Source organism: Mycobacterium colombiense CECT 3035 (assembly GCF_002105755.1).
In the GTDB taxonomy this organism is placed as follows: domain Bacteria; phylum Actinomycetota; class Actinomycetes; order Mycobacteriales; family Mycobacteriaceae; genus Mycobacterium; species Mycobacterium colombiense.
The window spans coordinates 1,044,010-1,063,035 of sequence record NZ_CP020821.1; the positions used below are offsets into that span (position 1 = coordinate 1,044,010).

General features: G+C 67.4%; 15 protein-coding genes and 4 pseudogenes. 3 read left to right on the forward strand and 16 right to left on the reverse strand.

Annotation, left to right across the window (positions count from 1 at the left end; translation table 11 throughout):
* Positions 1 to 4 precede the first annotated feature (4 nt).
* The 11 genes and pseudogenes from B9D87_RS04775 to B9D87_RS04825 all read right to left on the reverse strand — a co-directional run bounded on the left by B9D87_RS04775 (position 5) and on the right by B9D87_RS04825 (position 11,473).
* Complete coding sequence (locus B9D87_RS04775) at positions 5 to 787, reverse strand: SDR family NAD(P)-dependent oxidoreductase (protein WP_007775819.1); 783 nt, start codon at positions 785 to 787, stop codon at positions 5 to 7.
* Positions 788 to 807: 20 nt separating this feature from the next.
* The gene (locus tag B9D87_RS04780; RefSeq protein WP_007775818.1) at positions 808 to 1,884 is read right to left on the reverse strand and encodes a hypothetical protein; all 1,077 of its coding nucleotides are present in this window, start codon (positions 1,882 to 1,884) and stop codon (positions 808 to 810) included.
* Positions 1,885 to 1,929: 45 nt separating this feature from the next.
* Positions 1,930 to 2,913, reverse strand: a pseudogene (locus tag B9D87_RS04785) (alpha/beta hydrolase).
* Between the two features lie 12 nt (positions 2,914 to 2,925).
* Complete coding sequence (locus B9D87_RS04790; RefSeq protein WP_007775807.1) at positions 2,926 to 3,798, reverse strand: SDR family NAD(P)-dependent oxidoreductase; 873 nt, start codon at positions 3,796 to 3,798, stop codon at positions 2,926 to 2,928.
* Positions 3,798 to 4,289 (reverse strand): nuclear transport factor 2 family protein, encoded by a 492-nt coding sequence (locus B9D87_RS04795; RefSeq protein ID WP_007775805.1) that lies wholly within the window; start codon positions 4,287 to 4,289, stop codon positions 3,798 to 3,800. The genes B9D87_RS04790 and B9D87_RS04795 overlap by 1 nt, the downstream gene beginning before the upstream one ends.
* 72 nt (positions 4,290 to 4,361) lie before the next feature.
* Entirely contained in the window at positions 4,362 to 5,387 is a 1,026-nt protein-coding gene (locus tag B9D87_RS04800; protein ID WP_007775802.1) for an acyl-CoA dehydrogenase family protein, read from the reverse strand.
* A complete protein-coding gene (locus B9D87_RS04805; protein WP_007775799.1) occupies positions 5,384 to 6,523 on the reverse strand; it encodes an acyl-CoA dehydrogenase family protein in 1,140 nt (379 codons plus the stop codon). Before B9D87_RS04805 ends, B9D87_RS04800 begins: the two co-directional genes overlap by 4 nt.
* Positions 6,523 to 7,299 carry a crotonase/enoyl-CoA hydratase family protein gene (locus B9D87_RS04810; RefSeq protein ID WP_007775797.1) on the reverse strand — a complete coding sequence of 259 codons (777 nt, stop codon included), beginning with the start codon at positions 7,297 to 7,299 and terminating at the stop codon, positions 6,523 to 6,525. The genes B9D87_RS04805 and B9D87_RS04810 overlap by 1 nt, the downstream gene beginning before the upstream one ends.
* The gene (locus B9D87_RS04815) at positions 7,296 to 8,714 is read right to left on the reverse strand and encodes an aldehyde dehydrogenase family protein (protein ID WP_007775795.1); all 1,419 of its coding nucleotides are present in this window, start codon (positions 8,712 to 8,714) and stop codon (positions 7,296 to 7,298) included. Before B9D87_RS04815 ends, B9D87_RS04810 begins: the two co-directional genes overlap by 4 nt.
* 16 nt (positions 8,715 to 8,730) lie before the next feature.
* Positions 8,731 to 9,837 (reverse strand): zinc-binding dehydrogenase, encoded by a 1,107-nt coding sequence (locus tag B9D87_RS04820; RefSeq protein WP_007775792.1) that lies wholly within the window; start codon positions 9,835 to 9,837, stop codon positions 8,731 to 8,733.
* Positions 9,838 to 9,874: 37 nt separating this feature from the next.
* A complete protein-coding gene (locus B9D87_RS04825; RefSeq protein WP_007775791.1) occupies positions 9,875 to 11,473 on the reverse strand; it encodes an acyl-CoA synthetase in 1,599 nt (532 codons plus the stop codon).
* A gap of 93 nt (positions 11,474 to 11,566) precedes the next feature.
* On the opposite strand from B9D87_RS04825, the pseudogene B9D87_RS04830 reads away from it, so the two are divergent.
* Both B9D87_RS04830 and B9D87_RS04835 read left to right on the forward strand, forming a co-directional pair.
* Positions 11,567 to 13,505: pseudogene (locus B9D87_RS04830) on the forward strand (flavin-containing monooxygenase).
* Positions 13,502 to 14,389 (forward strand): SDR family NAD(P)-dependent oxidoreductase, encoded by an 888-nt coding sequence (locus B9D87_RS04835; RefSeq protein ID WP_007775781.1) that lies wholly within the window; start codon positions 13,502 to 13,504, stop codon positions 14,387 to 14,389. The pseudogene B9D87_RS04830 and the gene B9D87_RS04835 overlap by 4 nt, the downstream one beginning before the upstream one ends.
* A gap of 28 nt (positions 14,390 to 14,417) precedes the next feature.
* Here the strand turns inward: B9D87_RS04835 and B9D87_RS04840 are convergent, their stop codons facing one another.
* From B9D87_RS04840 to B9D87_RS04850, 3 genes and pseudogenes are all read right to left on the reverse strand, one after another.
* Positions 14,418 to 14,855: an SRPBCC family protein gene (locus tag B9D87_RS04840; RefSeq protein WP_007775779.1), complete on the reverse strand. Its 438-nt coding sequence runs from the start codon at positions 14,853 to 14,855 to the stop codon at positions 14,418 to 14,420.
* A gap of 8 nt (positions 14,856 to 14,863) precedes the next feature.
* Positions 14,864 to 15,499 carry a Dabb family protein gene (locus B9D87_RS04845; RefSeq protein ID WP_007775775.1) on the reverse strand — a complete coding sequence of 212 codons (636 nt, stop codon included), beginning with the start codon at positions 15,497 to 15,499 and terminating at the stop codon, positions 14,864 to 14,866.
* Positions 15,492 to 15,838 (reverse strand): annotated as a pseudogene (locus B9D87_RS04850) (hypothetical protein). The gene B9D87_RS04845 and the pseudogene B9D87_RS04850 overlap by 8 nt, the downstream one beginning before the upstream one ends.
* Before the next feature lie 98 nt (positions 15,839 to 15,936).
* On the opposite strand from B9D87_RS04850, the pseudogene B9D87_RS04855 reads away from it, so the two are divergent.
* A pseudogene (locus B9D87_RS04855) lies at positions 15,937 to 17,174 on the forward strand (NADH:flavin oxidoreductase).
* Here the strand turns inward: B9D87_RS04855 and lipP1 are convergent.
* Together lipP1 and B9D87_RS04865 are read right to left on the reverse strand one after the other, a co-directional pair.
* Positions 17,151 to 18,074, reverse strand: a complete 924-nt coding sequence (gene lipP1 / locus B9D87_RS04860; protein WP_007775769.1) for a LipP1 family hormone-sensitive lipase — start codon at positions 18,072 to 18,074, stop codon at positions 17,151 to 17,153. The pseudogene B9D87_RS04855 and the gene lipP1 sit on opposite strands and share 24 nt — an antisense overlap.
* Complete coding sequence (locus B9D87_RS04865; RefSeq protein ID WP_007775766.1) at positions 18,071 to 18,934, reverse strand: IclR family transcriptional regulator; 864 nt, start codon at positions 18,932 to 18,934, stop codon at positions 18,071 to 18,073. The genes lipP1 and B9D87_RS04865 overlap by 4 nt, the downstream gene beginning before the upstream one ends.
* Between the last annotated feature and the right edge of the window lie 92 nt (positions 18,935 to 19,026).

Below are 19,026 nucleotides of genomic sequence, written 5' to 3' on the forward strand. Positions count from 1 at the left end.
CATGTCAGGCGTGTGCGCCGCCGTCGATACGGATCTCCGTCCCGGTGAGGAACGCACCATCGTCGGACGCCGCCATCGCGATCACCGCGGCGACCGCACTCGGGTCGCCGAGTATTTCGCTGTCCTTGCCGTGCAGCAACGGAGTTTGCTTGGCCCACAGCCCCAGGTCATATCCGTCGGGCATCTTCTCCAGCGTGCTGTTGGCCAGTGCCGTCGAGATTCCGCCGGGTTGGATGTTGACCGCACGCAGCCCCTGCTTGGAATACTCCAGCGCCAGCGAATGCGTGAAGCTCAAGATGCCGCCCTTGCTGGCGGCGTACGCGGCCATGTAGGGGTGCGCGAACGACGCGGCGGTGGAGGTGAAGTTGACGACCACACCGCGGCCGGATTCGAGCAGCGCCGGTAGCGCCTGGCGGGTCATCAGGAAGGTGCCGGTCAGATTGACCGCCAGCGTCCTGTTCCAGTCGGCCAGCGTGGTCTGGTGAGTGTGCGAACACGTCTGTACGGCCGCGACATTGACCAGCACGTCGAGGCCGCCGAGGTCGGCCACCGCGGCATCGACGGCGGCAATGACATCCCCTTCCACCGAGATGTCGAGGACGGCGGTGCTCAGGCGCTTACCGGTGCCGGCGTCGTCGGCGGCGGCAGTCGTGCGCGCCAGCCCCTCCGCGGAGATGTCGTAGGCCACGACGGTGGCGCCCTCGTCGAGCAGACGGGCTGCGGTGGCCGCACCGATCCCGGAGCCCGCCCCGGTCACGATTACGCGGCGGTCTGCGAAACGGTCCATGACGCAATGCCTCTCGGTGATCAGGCCGGCTGGAACGCGCTCAGCGGCGCCTGCTCGGGATAGGTGGTTGGACCCCCGACGTCATAGGCGGCGTTGAGGGCGGCGATGAATTCCGGGTCATGCAGTGGCTCGCTCGGGACGTCGAGTTTGATGCCCTTGGCACTGAGGTCGTCCAGCATCATGTCGATCGCGCGGTCGACGGTGATGTCGTCGGAGCCCTCCATGTTTTTCTTGAGTTCGTCGTAGTCGGAGAAAACCTCGGCCGACCAGTGGACCAGGAATCGCAACTCGTCAGTGTGGTGGCGGGCGATGACGTCGTCGCCGTTCTTGAGCAACCAGTGGTTGCGATCGGTCGGGTCACCCGCGAAAACGGTGTCGAACGCCAAGCCGGGCGGAACCTGTTGTTCCAGTGGCCCGTTGGCTTCCCCGCGGTGCACCATCATCTCGTTTTGCACCACCACGCCGCGGTTGTTGATCGGCGGCAGCACTCGCGCCGGAGCTTTCAGCGGACCGTCGGGCCAGTAGGTAAAGCCACTTCCGGCGTCAAGGGAGAACCACGTGATCACCTGCGCCATTTTGACCAGGTAGTCGGAGAACAACCCCGACTTGCCCATGACGCTGCACAGCCAGGTGGGTGCGTTCTCGTGGCGTACGCCGCGAAAGCTCGGCGAATCCAAGTGGCCTGGATCGCGGTTGGCGCAAGGGCCATTGATGTTGAAGAGCATCATCTCGGGCTTGGCGTACTCAGCGTTCCAGTAGCGCTTGGCATGTTCGAGGAAAGCGGCATTGTAGAAGCAGTCGTGTAGTTCCGGGTACAGCACAGCGCCATAGCTGGCGAGGTAGCCCCGGAATGTCGGCGTAAGAAACAGGTCCAGCGAGGGGGTGAACCCCTCAGGAAACGCACCGCTCATCGTCGCCATCAGCTCATCGGCGGACGCGAAATGCTGGGCGATGATGAGGCGCCACGGACCGTGCGTGTGCACCACATTCAATAGGCGCTCGCGCTGGTCGTCGGTGTAGACATTGTCGATCTCGCGGGGCGGGGCGGCCGGCCGCAACACGTCGGAAAGCTCCATCCGGCGCTCGTCGGTGAGCATCAGCTGTCTCCTTTGCGGTTCAAGGTTGGTTGATTGTGCGCAGCGTCAGTGCGATGCGGTGTACGGCTGTCCGGTGATCGGGACGTCAAAACCGCAGCGGATGGGCGAACTTGGCCCGCAGCAACCCACCGATCTCGGCGAGCGCCAGCCGGCCGCGGGCGGTGGCATCGGAGCGCATCAGAAAGCCGTGGTACATGCCGGGGTAGCGGGTGAGGGTGGTCTGCACGCCGGCGTCGCGCAACCGTTCCGCGTAGCGCTCACCCCAGTCCCGGATGGGGTCGCAACCCCCGGTCACCACGATTGCCGGCGGTAGACCGGACAGGTCGGTCGCATACGCCGGAACCAGATACGGGTCGGTGGGGGGCCGGCGTCGCCATCGGCCAACGCGTGCATGTAGTCGATGTCGGCCCGGGCGAGCAGTGGCGCGTCGGGCAGCGTGACGATCGAGGCGACCGACATGTCCCGGTCCAGGCCCGGATAGAGCAGCACCTGCGCACAGATGGTCGGTCCGTGGCGATCGCGCGCGGCCAACGCCACTGCAGCCGCCAGCGACCCACCGGCGCTGTCGCCGATGACCGCGAGCCGGTCAACGTCGACGCCGAGCTCGCCACCGTTTCGCGATACCCATTCGGTGGCGCCATAGGCGTCCTCGAATTGGGCGGGCGGCGGCGCCTCCGGGGCCAGCCGGTAGTCCACGGCCACCACGGTGGCCGCGGACGCCGAGGCGAGTTCGCGGGCCAGCGGCTCGAACGAGTGGTTGGAACCCATCACCAGTCCGCCGCCGTGCAGATAGACCAAGACCGGCCCGCCGGAATCATCTGTCGGACAATAAATCCTGACCGGAATGTCGCCCGTGGCAGCGGGGATGAGCCGTTCGGTGACGGCGGCCATCTCGGGCATCGCCGCCGGCAGCGGCGCGGACTCGAGCCCGGCGCGCACCGCGGCCAAACCCCGTTGCCGCATCGGAGCGATCTGGCCGAGCGAGGCTACCCGCGCGGCTGCGTCGGGATCCAACGCGTTAGACGTCATGTGGTCGCCATGTCACTGCGGCGCGGAGTCGAACCGGGTCTCGGTCCTCAGTTGTGGGGACCGTTGCGCGGCAAGAACATTGGCGCGCTCGGCCATCGCCGCGCCCACGCTGTCCGGGTGGGTGTGCAGGTAGAAGTGGCCCTCGGCGGACTGCGTGAAGATCATCTCGGCGGCTTCCAGGGGATCCATCGACGCCGCCTTGATGTTGAGCATCGTCGAGCGGTGGCCTTCGGCTGCGGCCACGTCGCTGGTTACGCCGGGTTCGACACCGCCCGCTGACTCGAAGATGTTCGAGCGCACCGGTCCGGGCAGCACGGCCTGGACGTGGATGTGATGGTGGTGCCCGGTGGCCTGCACCTCGAGGTGCAGACACTCGGTCAACGACAGCACCGCATGCTTGCTGACGATGTAGGGCGCCTGCAACGGGATCGCGACCACCGCGCCTACCGACGCGATGTTCCACACCCAGGCTTGCTCGTCGGCGGCCATCATCTTCGGCAGAAATGCACGCACGCCGTAGAACACGCCGTTGACGTTGATGTCCATGATGCGCTGCCAGTTGGCCACCGGGGTGTCCCACAGATAGCCGAATTGCTCGATGCCGGCGTTGTTGACCAGCAGGCGCACCGGTCCGACGTCACGGTAGGCGCGGTCGGCGAGGTCTCGGAGGGCATCGGGATCGCGCACGTCGCAGAGGACATCGTGTGCCACGCCACCCGCCGCGGACAGTTCGTCGCGCAGTGCGGCCGCAGCGTCCCCGTCGATGTCGGCCAATACCACCGTCATGCCCAGCCGGGAGGCGTACCGCGCGAGCCCGGCTCCCAGGCCGGATCCGGCGCCGGTGATGACCGCGACACCGCCCCCGAATGCTTGTCGAGCGTCCATCACTGGGCGCCGGCGCCGCTTTCGGCGTGCAGTTCCGAGAGCAGGACCGAGTTGGTGGCGTCGAGAACCACGTCCATGTCGGTGAACTCCAGTCCATTGGGACCGCGCCGAACGGCGACGTTGACCACCCCGCTGGACACCGCGAACGGCACGAAGTTCGCGATCTGGTTGACGAAGATGTAGAACCGCGCGCGGGTGGCCCCGTCGTCGGAGCCGTCGGGGCCGATGCGGTGCACGTTGGTCGCGTGGTGGCGCAGTGGGTAAGGGCTCTGCTCGCGGTGCTCGGACAGCCATTCCATCACCGCGTCGCGGCCCCGCAGCTCCGGAGACATCAGTTCTTCGAAAGGGCTTGCGCCGGAATCGCTTCGAGTCAGGTAGTGCACGTCTTCGGCGTAACTGGCGGCGAGCTCGTCGTAGTGGCCCTCGTCGTAGTGATACCAGAAGGATGCGATGAACTCCTGCAATTCCGGCAGCGTGATGTCGTCGCTCATCCCATCAGTCAACTCCGGGTGTGGTCCCGGTAACAGTGCCGGTGCCCGGTCAGTGGAACACGGGTCTGGGACTCAGCCGGTGATCAGGTCCCACAGCGCGCCGGCGCTCGCGTGCATCGCCGCGTCGGTGACCCGCTCGTCCCAATACCGCACCGAGCCGAACTCCGAGCGCCAAGCCAGCGCCGCGCGGGTGAACTCGTGCAACCGATGCTCTCGGGTGGTGCCGATCGCGCCATGCAACTGGTGGGCGTTGCGCACCACGACCGAAGCCGCATGGCCGGCACACGAACGCGACACGGCCACCAGGAAATCCAAGTCGGGCGCCGACCAATCGCCGGTAACCGCGGCGTGCAGTGCGGCCTCGGTCGCCGCCCGGGCCAGTGCGGCCTCGGCGGCGGCATCCGAGATCAGGTTCTGTATGGCTTGAAACTTCGCGAGGGGGCGGCCGAACTGGACCCGTGCGGTCACATGCTCGACGCACAGCTGCAGGATCCGGTCGAGGGCGGCACTGACCTGGATGGATCGGACCAGGGCTGCCTTCAACTCAAGCTGGTCGATGAGCGCCCGGCCCACCGGAATCCCGTCCAGCCCGGCCAGATCGGCGGCCACTGTGTCTCGTGGTTCGCCGATCAGGTTGCTACCCGCAGTGATCGACAGCCGGGCGGCGGCGACGTCGGCGACCTGGCGGCCGCCCCCGCCGCGCCAGGCGACGACGATCCGATCTGCCGAAGCCGCCCAGGGCACTGCGGTCGCGGTGCCCCGATTGTCGAGCACGCATACGGTCCGAACCGCGTCGTCGACCGGAATCCCGGCCGCGTCCAATAGCCAGCATGCCAATAAATCGTGCTCGGCCAACGGGATTCGCACCCCGTGATTGACGGCCGCGGCCAGAAGTTCGGCCGCTTCATACCAGCTTGCCCCGCTGCCGCCCTGCTGTTCGGGACCGGTCAACCGCACCAGACCGAGCTCGTCGAGGTGACGCCACAAGAGCGGGTCCCGCTCGATCGTCGCCGAGGGCGGGTGCGTGTCCCGGTAATCGGCAAAAACCGCCCCCATCATGTCGACGAGGGCGCTGTCGACCGACGGCCCGGCGCTCATCGCATGCCCAATCCGCGCGCCAGGACGCCACGCAGCACCTCGTTGGTGCCGCCGCGCAGCGTGAAACCGGGTCGCTGATCCACGGCCGCACGTACCAGATCGGTGAACAGGGAATCGGGGGAGTCCTGCAGATCGGCGAACTCCGCGATATCGCCCTCGGTGGTGGTGCCCAGCACCTTGACGACCGCCGCGGGTAGGTCCGCGGGCTCGTGCCGTTCCAGCGCGCCGGCCACCGCCGTGGACATCCGGTGCAACCCGGCGATGCGCGCCACCAGACGTCCCAGGTTCGGATCGCGGGGAATGGCGTTGGACGCCATCCGGTCGGCGCACGCCGATAGCAGCACGAACGTGGACAGGAACCGCTCGGGTCCACTGCGTTCGAAGGCGAGCTCCGAGGTCACCTGCCGCCAACCGTTGCCGATGTCGCCGAACACCAGGTCGTCGGGGACGAACGCCGAGTCCAGGATCACCTCGTTGAAGTGGTGGGCGCCGTTCATCGACACGATCGGCCTGATCTCGACGCCGGGTCCGCGCAGGTCGACGATGAACTGACTGAGCCCGGCGTGGCGGTGCTCGGGATCCACCGGCGCGGTGCGCGCCAGCGCGATGAACCAGTGCGCCAGGTGCGCCCCCGACGTCCAGACCTTGGTGCCGGTCAGCGACCAGCCGCCGTCGACGCGCTCGGCCCTGGTGCGCACGCTGGCCAGGTCTGAGCCGGAGTCGGGCTCGCTCATGCCGATGCCGAAGAAGCACTCGCCGCGGACGATTCGCGGCAGGAACTCCGACTTCTGTTGTGCGGTGCCGTATTTGAGCAGCGACGGGACAATCTGGCGGTCCGCGATCCAGTGCGCGGCCACCGGGGCGCCGGCCGCCAGCAGTTCCTCGGTCACGACGAAACGTTCCACAAACGAGCGTCCGTGGCCACCATATTCGACCGGCACGGTCATGCCCAGCCAACCGCGGGCGGCGAGCGCGGCGGTGAATTTCTCGTCCCAGCCCGTCAGCCAGGCATCGACCGACGGGGTGAACGCCCCGGCGGCCAGTTGGTCGGCGAGGAAATCGCGCACTTCGGTGCGCAGGTCCGCGCTCGCCGCGGCGTCGACGCCGGCGGGCGGCACCAAGCGGGGCAGCGTCATCAGCGCGTCTGCCACTTCTGGATGCGTTGCCCGTGTTCGGCGGAGGCATGGGCCAGCGGCTGCATGGCCGCGGCCATGCCCAACGTGGCGTCGAGCGTGCCCGTGCGTGACTCCCGTAGCAGCCGCTTGGCCATGCGCAGCGCATGGGGCGGATTTTTGCTGATCCGCTCGGCCAATGCCTGTGCCTCGGTGAGCAGTTCGTCGTGCGGCACCACCCGGCTCACCATGCCCCATTCCAGCGCGGTCGCCGCGTCCACGCGGTCGCCGGTGAACGTCATCTCGGCGGCGCGCTCATATCCCACCGCACGCGGCAGGAACCAGGTGCCTCCGTCACCGGGAATCAGACCGAGCTGCACGAAGCTCTCCGCGAACGACGCGCGTTCCGAGGCGATCCGCATGTCGCACATCATCGCGAGGTCGCAGCCGGCGCCCACGGCGGCACCGTTGACCGCGGCGATCAGGGGTACCTCCAGCAGGTCCAGCGCCCGCGGGATGCGCTGGATTCCGGCGATGTAGGCGTGCCGCTGGTCCAGTGCGTCCAGGCCGAACATGCCGTCACGGTCGGCCATCTCCTTGACATTGCCGCCCGCGGAGAAGATCTTGCCTGCTCCGGTGAGGATGACGGCGCGGATCGAGGTGTCGGCGTTGGCGGCGTCGACGGCCTCCTCGAACGCGGCGATGAAATCGTGGCCGGTGATCGCGTTGCCCACCTCGGGCAGGTTGATCGTCCAGACCTGAGTCGGTCCGCCGGCGGCGATATCGAGAGGCGCGTTCATGCTGGCAACTGTAGAGACTTGGTCTGCAGGTACTCCTCGAACCCGGCGCGGCCCAGTTCGCGGCCGATGCCGGATTTCTTGTAACCACCGAAGGGCGCGACAGGGTTGTACCTGCCGCCGTTGATGTCGAGCTGACCGGTTCGCACGCCGCGGGCGAAGGCGATCGCGCGCTCGGTGTCGCCGGCCCACACCGCGCCGGACAGGCCGTACGGGGTGCCGTTGGCGATCCGCAGGGCGTCGGCGTCGTCGTCGAACGGTATGACCGCCAGCACCGGACCGAACACCTCCTCCTGGCCCAGCTCCGAGTCGGGGTCGACGTCGGCGAACACCGTCGGTGCCACGTAATAGCCCACCTCGCGGACCTTCTCGGGCCCGCCGGTGACCAGTCGCGCGCCGTCGCGCTGCGCGCGCTCGATGTAGCCGCGGACTGTGTCGAACTGCTTGGCCGAAGCCGACGGGCCGATCCGGGTCGCCGGATCGAACGGGTCACCCACGGTGTACTTGGCCGTCGCGGCCCGCGCCACCTCCAGTGCCTCGTCGTAGCGCGACCTGGGCACCAGCATTCTGGTCCAGGCCATGCAGGTCTGGCCCCCGTTGAGGAAGGCGTTGCCGACGCCCACCTTGACCGCGGTGGCCAGGTCGGCGTCGTCGAGGATCACGTTGGCCGACTTTCCGCCCAGTTCCAGGGCCACCTTCTTGACTGTGCGCCCGGCCAACTCGCCGACCCGGGCACCGACGCCGGTGGAACCGGTGAACGAGACGAAGTCGACGCCGGGATGCTCGGCGAGCCGCTCGCCGATCACCTGCCCGCCGCCCGACACCAGGTTCACCACCCCGGCGGGAAGGCCCGCCTCCTCGACGGCCTCCACGAACTCGAACACCGACAGCGGCGCCTCGTTGCTGGGCTTGAGCACCACCGTGCAGCCGGCAGCGATCGCCGGCAACACCTTGGCGACCACCTGATACAGCGGATAGTTCCACGGCGTGATCGCCCCGACCACGCCGTAGGGTTCCCGGATGACCAGCGAATTGCCCACGCGCTCTTCGAATTCGAAGGTATCCAGCACCTCGGCGAAACCCCGGGCCACCGCCAGCGGCACTTGGGTCTGCACGGTTTGGGCGATGCGCAGCGGAGCCCCCATCTCCCGGGCGATGGTCTCGGCGATATCGGGCAGTCGCTTTTCCATCGCGGCGATCACGGCGGCAGTCCGCTCGCGACGCTCGGCGATGCCGATCAGCGGGTCGAACGCGCGCTGGGCGGCGGCGACCGCGGCGTCGACGTCGGCCGTGGTGCCCGCGGGCACCGACCCGATCGGCTTCTCGGTCGAGGGGTCGATCACCTCGATGGCGTCACGCCCGTCGGGCTCGACCCACTTTCCGTCGATGAACAGCGTGCTGCGGTCGTAGTTGTGCATGGTCTTCTTTCTTCGATCAGGGGACGATGCTGGCGCGCACGTCGCGCTTGCCTTCGGCGGCCGCAAATGCCTCGTCGATGTCGTCGAGCGAATAGCAAGCCGCGGCAAGTCGGTTGAGTGGCAGCCGGTCTTGGTTCTGTTCCAGGAAGGTCAGCGCCCGCGACAACACCTCCGGGTCGTAGAGCGAGACGCCGATCATCGTCTTGTTCCCGAACACGAACCGGGAGGGGTCGAACTCGAAGGTCTTGCCGATGTTGATATTGCCGATCTCGACGTAGCGGCCGAACTGGCCGAGCAGCTTGAGCCCTTCGTCGATCGCCGACGGGTGGCCCACCACTTCGACCACGACGTCGGCGCCCTGTCCGTCGGTCAGTGTGCGCACGATCCTGGCCCGGTCTTTGACCTCGGCCACCTCGGTCATGTCGATGACGCGGTCGGCGCCGAAAGCGGTTGCCAGTTCCAGGCGTTCGGGCACGCCGTCGATGGCGATGACGGTAGCGGCGCCGCGCGCCTTGGCGACCGCGATCGCGTACAAACCGAGCGCACCCGCGCCCTGCACCACGACCGTTTCCCCGAGTTGCAGGTCAACCCGCTCCAGACCGTACATCACCTGGGATAGAGCACAATTGGCGCCGGCGGCGATATCGTCGGACACGCTGTCCGGCACTGTGTAGAGCACCGCCCCGGCCGGTAGCAGGTAATAGTCGGCGTAGCCGCCGACGAAATACGGGGGTTCGTCGGCTCGGCCGAGCATGGCCATCTTCAGGTTGATGCACGCATTCCTCTTGCCGGCCAGGCAATTCCGGCACCGGTGGCAGCAGAAAAAGTAGGGAAAGACCACCCGGGTGCCCGGTTGCAGCGGTTTGCCGTTGGAATCCGTGCTGACGCCGTCGCCGAGCGCTTCGACCGCTCCGACCATTTCGTGGCCGAGGACGGTGGGCAGCTGACCGCCCAGGCCCCGGGTGGCGAAGGTGCCGTGCCAGGCGTGCACGTCCGAGCCGCAGATGTTGGCCCGGGTGACCTTGATCAGGATTTCTCCGGCGCCCACCTCGGGCAGGGTCACTGTTTCTATTTCGAAGGGCTTTCCCGGCCCGTCGAATCGCGCTATGCGGCCTTTGTGCATTGGTCGTGAATTCCTTTCGGGCAGAGCAATAACGAGATCAGCAGGGCACCTGGTTGTCGAGGGTGAAGCGCTCGCGCAGCAGACGTTTGAGTAACTTGCCGCTGGGGTTCTTCGGCAACTCTTCGGCGAAGAAGACCCTTTTGGGTGTCTTGAATCCGGCCAGATGCTCCCGGCAGTGGGCGATGACGTCCTCCTCGGTCACCCGGACGCCGTCGCGGGGGACGACGGCGGCTACCACCGCCTCCACCCACACCGCGTCGGGTAGGCCGAACACCGCGACTTCCCGGACGCCGTTGTGTCGGTAGATGACTTCCTCGACCTCACGGCTGGCCACGTTTTCGCCACCGGTCTTGATCATGTCCTTCTTGCGGTCGACGACGTGCAACAGTCCGTGCTCGTCGTAGTAACCCAGGTCCCCGGAGTGAAACCAGCCGCCCCTGAAGGCCTCGGCGGTGCGTTCCGGGTCGTCGAGGTAGCCCGGCGTCAAATGCGGGCTGCGGTGGGCGATTTCGCCGACCACGCCGGCCGGGACGGGGTTGTCCTCGTCGTCGAGGATGACCGTTTCGACGTTGACCACCGGCCGGCCGGCGGACCCGGCGTGTGCGTCCTGTTCGCCGGGTCCCAGCGCGGAGGCCAGCGGCGCCATCTCGGTCTGGCCGTAGAAGTTCCACAACCGGAGATCGGGTAGCCGGTCGCGGATCTCGTGCAGGATTTCCACCGGCATGGCCGACGCGCCATAGTAGCCCTTGCGCAGGCTGGACAAGTCGACCTGATCGAACAGCGGTGAACGCAGCAGCGAGATCCACACCGTCGGGGGAGCGAAGTAGTTGGTGACCCGGTAGCGCTCCATCGTGCGCAACACCGCTTCGGGCTCGGGCCGTGGCAGGATGATGCTGGTGGCGCCGAGGTAGACGTCGGTGGCCAGGAAGTTGTCCAGCTGCGCGCAGTGGTACAGCGGCAGCGAGTGGATCTCGACGTCGTCGTGCGACATCTCGCCGGCGACGATCGTGCTGACGTACTGCCACATCAGGCTGCGGCTGGTGTGGATGGCGGCCTTGGGACGGGATTCGGTTCCGCTGGTGTACATCAGCCGCACCGGCTGGTCGTCGTCGATGTGCGGGCTCGGGGCGGGCGTGTCGGTGGCCAGCCACTGGGCGAAGTCGTCCCACCCGGCCGCGGGCCGGTCTCCGGTGGGCGCCAGAGCGACCTTGGTCCGCACCACACCAGCGCGCTCGATCGCCTCCTCGGCCGTGCCTGTGAGCTTCGCTTCGACGATGAAACCGGTGACCCGGCTGTGACCGAGGATGTAGGCGATCTCCTCGGCGGTCAGCATGAAATTGACCGGAACCAGGACCACGCCGACGCGCGCCGTCGCGAATGCCAGCACGGCGTACTGCCAGCAGTTCCGGGATAGCAGGGCGATCCGATCGCCGACCTGGAAATCGTTGTCGCGCAACGCGGCCGCCGCACGGTCCACCAGATGGTCGAATTCGGCGAAGGTCAAAACGATGTCGCCGTCGATGATCGCGATCTTGTCCGGCTGCCGGAGTGCCGACCGCCGGGGAAGGTCGCCGAGTCCGTGGCTGCGCGCCCTGGCGATCGACGCATCGAGGTCATCCGGCTGCATGGCCGTCACGGTAAGCGTTGACATCACTGATCGGGTCGTGCGTGTCCCGCTGAGTAGACAAGGGCCTGCCTACGGTTGGGAATCGCGCCGATACTCGTTGGCATGAGCACTGGTGTCCCCGTCCCGACCGACAACGCCGGACAGGCGGATCTGGACCCCCGAGAAGTCGACGAGCTTCGGGCCAACCTGCGCCAGGCAGACCCCGGGGTGCTGGTCGCCGTCCTGGCGCAGCTGACCGGTGACCCGGCCGTGGCCGAGCGGTTCGCGCCCAAGATCAGCTACGTGCCCGATCCGCCGGAGCAGGCGGGTGTCACCGACCCGGAGACGGCCGAGCAGCTCATCGACGAAATCGTTGCGGCGCTGGGGGCGCCTCGACCGGCGGATGCGGTTCCCGCCGATGACCTCGACCTGTTCGCCCGTGTCGCCCCCGTGGCGCTCGGGGGAGAGATCGGCCCGGAGTATCTGCACCTGCTGCTCGAGCAGGGTGGATTCCAGCCCTCGCAACCGGTGCTGCCGCGCACCGCGAAACTGCCCGAGGGCTTCCGTGTGGTCATCATGGGCGCGGGCATTGCAGGGATAACCGCCGCCCTCGCGTGTGCCGACGCCGGTATCGACTACCAGATCATCGAGCGCAATGACGAGGTGGGCGGCACCTGGTACACGACAACGTATCCCGGCATCGGCGTGGATACGCCGTCGGCGTATTACTCGCTGTCGCGCGACATCAACGGCGACTGGTCGAGCTACTACCCGCAGGGCGCGGAGTACCAGGCGTACCTGGTTTCGGTGGCCAGCAAGAACGGCCTGCGCAAGCGCACGCGGTTCGGTACCGAAGTGGAAGCCCTGTGGTGGAACGAGCGGCGCCGGCAATGGCAGATACACTCGGTCGGCCCGGACGGGATGCGCGACGTCAGCTATGCCAACGTTGTCATCCCGGCGGCAGGCTATCTCAACCGGCCGCGTTGGCCGGATCTGCCCGGCCGCGAAACGTTCTCAGGAATTTCCATCCATTCCGCGCAGTGGGATCCCGAGCTCGATCTCACGGGTAAGCGGGTGGCGATCATCGGGGCGGGTTGCACCGCGGTCCAAATCGTCGACGCAACCGTGGACCAGGTCGCCCGGCTGACCGTCTTTCAGCGCCAGCCGCATTGGGTCGCACCGCGGCGGCGCGCGTCCGACGATGTCCCCACCCATCAGCGGTGGCTGGGCACCCGGCTGCCGTACTACGCCAATTGGGTTCGGCTCAAATCGTATTGGGGGACATCGGACAACAACTATCCGGTGATCCTGCACGACCAGGAATGGGCGCGCGAGCATCTGTCGATCTCGCCGGCCAACGACGCCTTGCTGAAGATGTGCCAGGAATACATCGATCGCGTGTTCGGCGCGGGCAGCGAGCTTGCGCGCAAGGTGACGCCGGACTTCGCTCCGTACGGCAAGCGGATCATTCGCGACCCCGGCGGCTACTACGCGGCGCTGGCCCGCGACCACGTCGACGTGGAGGCCAATGAGCCGGCCCGGGTGAACGAGGCCGGGATCGTCACCGCCGACGGCCGACAAATCGAACTCGACGTGATCATCTACGCCACCGGCTACTACCTGGATTTCCTATCCACCGTGGATATCCGGGGCCGAGACGGCAAGAAGCTGACCGACGAGTGGGGCGACGCCCCCCGGGCCTACCGCGGCGGGATGGTGCCCGGATTCCCCAACATGTTCATCTCCTCGGCGCCCAACTACAGCCCCGGACACGGGCCGGCCACAACTTCGGCGTCGAGGTGATGGTGCACTACGTGATGGAATGCCTGCAATTGATGGCGTTGCGCGAGGCTGCAACCATCGAGGTGACGCAGCAGGCTTACGAGAGCTACGTCGCCCGGATCGATGCGACCATGGCCGGCACCGTGTGGTGCCACACCCCGTCGGCGCACACCTATTACCGCTCGGGCGGGGCCGGATCGTGACCGCCTTCCCCTACCGGTTGGTGGACTTCTGGCATGATCACCGTGCCCCCATCGAGACGGAGCTCGAGCTCAGATGAGTGGAATACTCTGCGGTAGAACGGCTTTGGTGACCGGAAGTAGCCGGGGTATCGGCCGTGCCATCGCCCAGCGGCTGGCCGCCGAGGGCGCCACGGTGGCTGTCACCGCGCGATCGCACGCCCCCTCTTTGTCGATGCGGGCAGGCACGACCGCCGCCCTGCCCGGCACCATCGGCGAAACGGTGGGGCTGATCGAGGCCGCCGGGGGCTCGGCCTTCGGCATCGCGAGCGACCTGGAGGACGCCGCGCAACGCGACGCCTTGGTCGACGCGGTCCTCGACCGCACCGGCCGCATCGACATACTGGTCAACAACGCCGGTTTCGCTGACTACTCGGTGGTCGAGGACATGAGCCTGGACACCTTCGACCGCACGGTGGCGCACTACCTGCGGACACCGTTTGTGTTGACCAAAGCCGCCGTGTCGCACATGCGTAAGCAAGGCGCCGGATGGATCGTCAACATAGGCTCGGTTACCGGAGTGGCACCGGTGCGCCCCTACCGCGCATACAACAAGACATCTGGCGACGTCGTCTATGCGTCCTGCAAGGCGGCGCTGCACCGCTTCACGCAGGGGGTGGCGGCCGAACTCCTCGACGCCAACATTGCGGTGAACTGCGTCGGTCCGTCGACGGCCGTCCGCACACCCGGTGCCGCGCAGCTGATTCCGGATACGTTCCCGACCGAACCAGTCGAATATTTGGCCGAGACGGTTCTCGCGATGTGCCATTTGCCGGCCGCGCAGCGTACGGGCCTGGTCGCGTTCAGCTTGCATTACCCGTGGTCGCAGCAGCTGCCGGTGCACAGCCTGGACGGCTCCGAAGTGCTGCCCCCGCTGGAGCCGCCGGCGAGCGCCAACCCGAATATCTCCGCGGTCGGGATCTGACGGCCGCCACACTGACGCGTATGGCCGATCAGGCCGGTCGGTGCTCGGCTCCTCTGGCCAACGCCGTCGCCATCCTGGGCATGCTCGCGCGCAGCATCAACCAGATCAACGGTCCCGCACAGGGAATTCGCGAACGGAACGTCGCCCGCCAGACAATGAGCGATCCACGGACTTGCTCCTCGATGTGCACATCGGCGCGATGATCGGTCACCGGGACCCCCGAGACGATGCGATAGGCGTGGTGGTGTGGGCCGTCGTCAACCAAGACCTCCTCGCGCATTGTCAAGCCGCTGACGACGATTCGCCGGATGGCCCCCTCGTGGGCCCCGAGGCTTCCCGTCTCTTCCCAGTTGGCGCTGCGCGCGCCCGGTAACCAATCCGGCCACCGCTCGACGTCGATGAGAAGCCCATACACGACCTCGGGCGGCGCGGCGCATGCCCGCTCGAACCGAATTGAATAGCGCATCGTGCGGATTATCCGCTGAGCCGCAGAACGGCCGCCTCGCTGTGGCAGAAACTGTGGCAGACGCGATCGCGCACGATGACGTCGGGACATTCGGGGTCGAACCAGCGATCCACCACCGCCCAATGGATCGGATGCATCAGGTAGGGCCCCATCAACCCGTCCGCGTCGGTGAAGAGCTGCTCGAACACGTGGGTCCACGCCGAGGCTCCGGTCGCCTCCTCGACCCTGCTCAGCTGCCAGTCGGTGATGCTGCGCACGTACCGCGGCATCAGTCGCAGGTCGGCCTCGAAACGGGCGACGGTGGCCGCGTCGGTGCCAGCCGACACGCTCAGCAGCAGCGCTCGGTACACGCCGCCGGGCTTGTCGCTGCTCTGCACGGGCGTGCCGGAGTAGGCCGCGCCGTTGATCCGGCTGACCGCGGGGTCGTCCAGGACATCACCGAAACCTACTGCCGCAGCGTCCCATTGATCGTGCGAGGCGAACCGCATGTGCATCAGGATGTCGCCGCCGTTGCGCGAACCGGCCAGGGTCGGTTGTACCACGAACCGCAGCGGTGCCGCGGCCGCGGCGGCACCGCGCAACTCGTCGAGTATCCGGTCGCGGTCGGGTTCGGCGACGTCGATCAGCCGGGTGACGCTATACATCGCACAGCCCGTCCACGTCGTCGGCCGCCGCGGCGAAGGACCGCGACCGCTGGGCCACCAACTCGCTTATCCGCGACCACCATTCGCCGAGCGTCGGGTCGGGGCGGCCTTTCCAGGTCATCTCCCACCACGCCTGCGCACTCGGTAGCGTCCAGGTGACCGTGACGACGTTGCTGTCGTCGTCAAACCAGATCGGTGGGCTGACGAGAACGTCCCGCAACGTCATACCCCGTGCCCGCGCGCCGGGGCGTACTCGGCGAGGTAGGCGTCGACGAATCGGCGGGCACATCCGGGTCGGGTCACCACGCGGTCGATCACGAAGATGTCGCCCTCGGCCATAGTCCGACCATAGGACGCCCGCGGCGGCCCGCGCCGCCGGCTCCCGGCCATCGGGAAGGTGCGTTGACCGTCGCCCGGCGCGGAGTAAGGGTGGCCGCATGAGCGCAGTGCAGCCGGATCCCTTCGCCCCCGCAACCCTGGGCCCGGTGACCTTGCGCAACCGGGTGATCAAGGCCGCCACGTCGGAAGGCCGCTCACCGCACGGTCTGGTCACCGACGACCTGATCGAGTTCCACCGCGCCTTCTCCAGTGGAGGTGTCGGCATGACGACGGTCGCCTACTGCTGCGTCTCCGCGGAAGGGGCGAGCGCCCCCGGGCAGATCGTGATGAGCGAGGCCGCCCTGCCCGGCCTGCGAGGCTGGCCGACGCGGTCCACAGGGACGGCGCCGCGATCTCGGCGCAACTGGGTCACGCCGGTGTCGTGGCGCACAAGAAGCTGACCGGGGTGACCCCGGTGGCGCCGAGCAGGTTCATCAATCCCGCGTCCATGAGTTACTGCCGCGAGATCAGCCGCGACGAGATCGCGAGGGTGATCGACCAGTTCGGTGCGGCGGCCCGGGTCGCCGCCGACGCGGGTTTCGACGCTGTGGAACTGCATTTCGGCCACCTGTACCTGCCCAGCTCGTTTTTGAGCCCGCTGATCAACCGCCGCAAAGACGAGTACGGCGGCGACATCGACAACCGCTCGCGGTTCTGCCGCGAGATCGCCCGGCGCGTGCGCGACGAGATCGGGGATCGCATCGCAGTAACCGCCAAGCTCGACATGGACGACGGTGTGCCCGGCAGCATCTGGGTCGACGAGGCGCTGCGCACCGCCGTGCTGCTCGACGCCGACGGGACCCTCGATGCAATCGAATTGACGCAGGGCTCTTCGGTTTTCAAGCCCATGTACCTGTTTCGCGGTGACGTCCCGGTCAGGGAATTCGCCAAGGTCATGCCGCAGCCCATGCGCAGCGGGATCCGGTTCTTCGGGCGGTGGGCGATGGGCGACTACCCTTACCGCGATCTCTACATGCTGGACAATGCCCGCCAATTCGTCCCGGTCATGCGCAACACCAAGCTGATCCTGTTGGGTGGCATCACCAATCGTGAGCACGCCGATACCGGTATGCGCGAAGGCTTTGATTTTGTGGCGATGGGGCGGGCGCTGTTGCGCGAGCCCGACTTGGTCACCAGGATGATCGCCGATCCGGCCGCCCGCAGCCGGTGCACGCACAACAACAAATGCATGGTCACCGTGTTCGGGCGGACCCACTGCGTGCTGGATCCCGGGCAGCGTTACGGTGCGGCTAAAATGTTGCCTGCCAACGGATTACCGCTGCAGCAGATCCGCTAGGCCGGCGGTCGCCTCTTTGCGGGCCCGATGCGCGATGTCGAGCATCGGCATCGTCATAAACCCGTGGATTCCGCCCTCGTAACGCAATTGCGCGGTCGGCACGCCGGCCGCCGTCAGCGCGGCGGCGTAAGCCAGGCCCTCGTCGCGCAGCGGGTCGTGACCGGCGATCACCAGGACGGCCGGCGGTAGTCCACGCAGGTCGGCGTTGAGCGGGGCGGCGTAGGGGTGCGCGCGGTCCTCGAGCGACGGCACGTAGGAATCCCAGTACCACCGCATCGCCGGCTTCGGGTTGTAGTAGCCCTGGCCGAACAACCGGTAGGACTCGGTGTCGAAGTCGGGCGCGATCACCGGGTAGAGCAGCAGTTGGGCGGCTGGCATGGGTCCACCGCGGTCGCGGGCCATGATCGCGGTGACCGTGGCAAGATTGCCCCCCGCACTGTCGCCGCCCACGGCCAGACGCCCGGGATCGGCGCCGAGGGCGGCAGCGTTCTCGGCGGCCCAGCAGGTCACGGCGTACATGTCCTCGGCTGCCGCCGGCCAGGAATTCTCCGGCGCGAGTCGGTAGTCGACCGAAACCACTACGGCGGGAACAAGGTTGGCGATGTTGCGACAAAGCCCATCATGGCTGTCGAGGTCGCAGAACACGAATCCGCCGCCGTGCGCGTGGACCACGATGGGGAGTGGCCCCGCGGCGCGGGGCCGGTACACGCGCACGGGGATCGGGCCATCCCGGCCGTCGACCGTGCGATCGGCGACCTCAGCGACGGGCTCGGGCCGGGCCGCCGGTACGAACCTCGACTTGATCAGTGCCCTGGCCTGCGCCCCGGTCATGTCCTGCACCGGGGGGAAGCCGTCGTCCAGTTGCTGCAGAACCGCGGCGATCTGCGGGTCGAGGCTCACGCGAACTGCAGGGCAGGCCGGGGCGCCGGGGTCGCGTGCTGGGGTCGATGCGGAAGTAGCGGGCGCAGCGGCTGCAGGGTGGGGGCAACCCGTTGTGGACCGTCTTCCACGTTGCGCCAGATGCCCATCGCGGTCATGCGCACGGGAGCCGCGAGCCGCTGGTCGAACCTCATGCGATTCATGGGGCCGCACACGGAGACCGCGGCAACGGCCTCGCCGGGGCCCCCGATAGGCGCTGCGACACAGCCGAACCCGAGCACCGACTCTTCGCGCTCGAATGCGACGCCGTGGGCCCGGACTTTGGCCAACTCGGCTGCCAGCTGCGGTGTGGTGGAAATCGAGTATTTGGTCAGGCGGGCCGCGAGACCATCCTGACCGTTCCGGCGGGGGTCCTCGCCCCTGTAGGCCAGGATCGCCTTTCCGATCGCGGTGCAGTGAGCCGGCTGCCGGCCACCGACACGCGTCGGGATCACACCGGCCATTTGATCGCCGATCTTCTCGAGATAGACGACATCGCCACCGTCGAGGACCGCAAGGTGCACGACAAGTCCTGTGGCGCGGTGCAGTTCCCCCAGCAGCGGGGTGGCCGCGCGCACCAGGCGGTCCTGGTGCACAGCGAGCGAGCCCAGCTCGACCAACCGCATGCCGAGCTCGTAGTCACGCCCACTGCGGCGCAACCAGCGCAGCTGCACCAGGCGCTCGAGCATCCGGTGCGCCGATGACCGGGGCAGGCCGGTGCGCCGGACGATCTGGGCCAGCGTGAGGCGCCCCGGGCCGTCGAAGGCGTCCAAGACGAGCGAGATGCGGTCGATGACCGCCGTGGGCGTGGCGGATTCCGTGGTGTCGGCGGTCGGGGCCATCGATCTGTCCTCCAATACGTCCGTGTATCTGGATGGCATATTCCTATTAGGAATATCTATTCCTACCACACCCATGTGGTTGCTGTCACACT

Excerpts from the sequence above, each read along its gene's own strand:
- B9D87_RS04775 (WP_007775819.1), bottom strand. The coding sequence starts at position 787 with ATGGACCGTTTCGCAGACCGCCGCGTAATCGTGACCGGGGCGGGCTCC.
- B9D87_RS04780 (WP_007775818.1), bottom strand. The coding sequence starts at position 1,884 with ATGCTCACCGACGAGCGCCGGATGGAGCTTTCCGACGTGTTGCGGCCG.
- B9D87_RS04790 (WP_007775807.1), bottom strand. The coding sequence starts at position 3,798 with ATGGACGCTCGACAAGCATTCGGGGGCGGTGTCGCGGTCATCACCGGC.
- B9D87_RS04795 (WP_007775805.1), bottom strand. The coding sequence starts at position 4,289 with ATGAGCGACGACATCACGCTGCCGGAATTGCAGGAGTTCATCGCATCC.
- B9D87_RS04800 (WP_007775802.1), bottom strand. The coding sequence starts at position 5,387 with ATGAGCGCCGGGCCGTCGGTCGACAGCGCCCTCGTCGACATGATGGGG.
- B9D87_RS04805 (WP_007775799.1), bottom strand. The coding sequence starts at position 6,523 with ATGACGCTGCCCCGCTTGGTGCCGCCCGCCGGCGTCGACGCCGCGGCG.
- B9D87_RS04810 (WP_007775797.1), bottom strand. The coding sequence starts at position 7,299 with ATGAACGCGCCTCTCGATATCGCCGCCGGCGGACCGACTCAGGTCTGG.
- B9D87_RS04815 (WP_007775795.1), bottom strand. The coding sequence starts at position 8,714 with ATGCACAACTACGACCGCAGCACGCTGTTCATCGACGGAAAGTGGGTC.
- B9D87_RS04820 (WP_007775792.1), bottom strand. The coding sequence starts at position 9,837 with ATGCACAAAGGCCGCATAGCGCGATTCGACGGGCCGGGAAAGCCCTTC.
- B9D87_RS04835 (WP_007775781.1), top strand. The coding sequence starts at position 13,502 with ATGAGTGGAATACTCTGCGGTAGAACGGCTTTGGTGACCGGAAGTAGC.
- B9D87_RS04840 (WP_007775779.1), bottom strand. The coding sequence starts at position 14,855 with ATGCGCTATTCAATTCGGTTCGAGCGGGCATGCGCCGCGCCGCCCGAG.
- B9D87_RS04845 (WP_007775775.1), bottom strand. The coding sequence starts at position 15,499 with ATGTATAGCGTCACCCGGCTGATCGACGTCGCCGAACCCGACCGCGAC.
- B9D87_RS04865 (WP_007775766.1), bottom strand. The coding sequence starts at position 18,934 with ATGGCCCCGACCGCCGACACCACGGAATCCGCCACGCCCACGGCGGTC.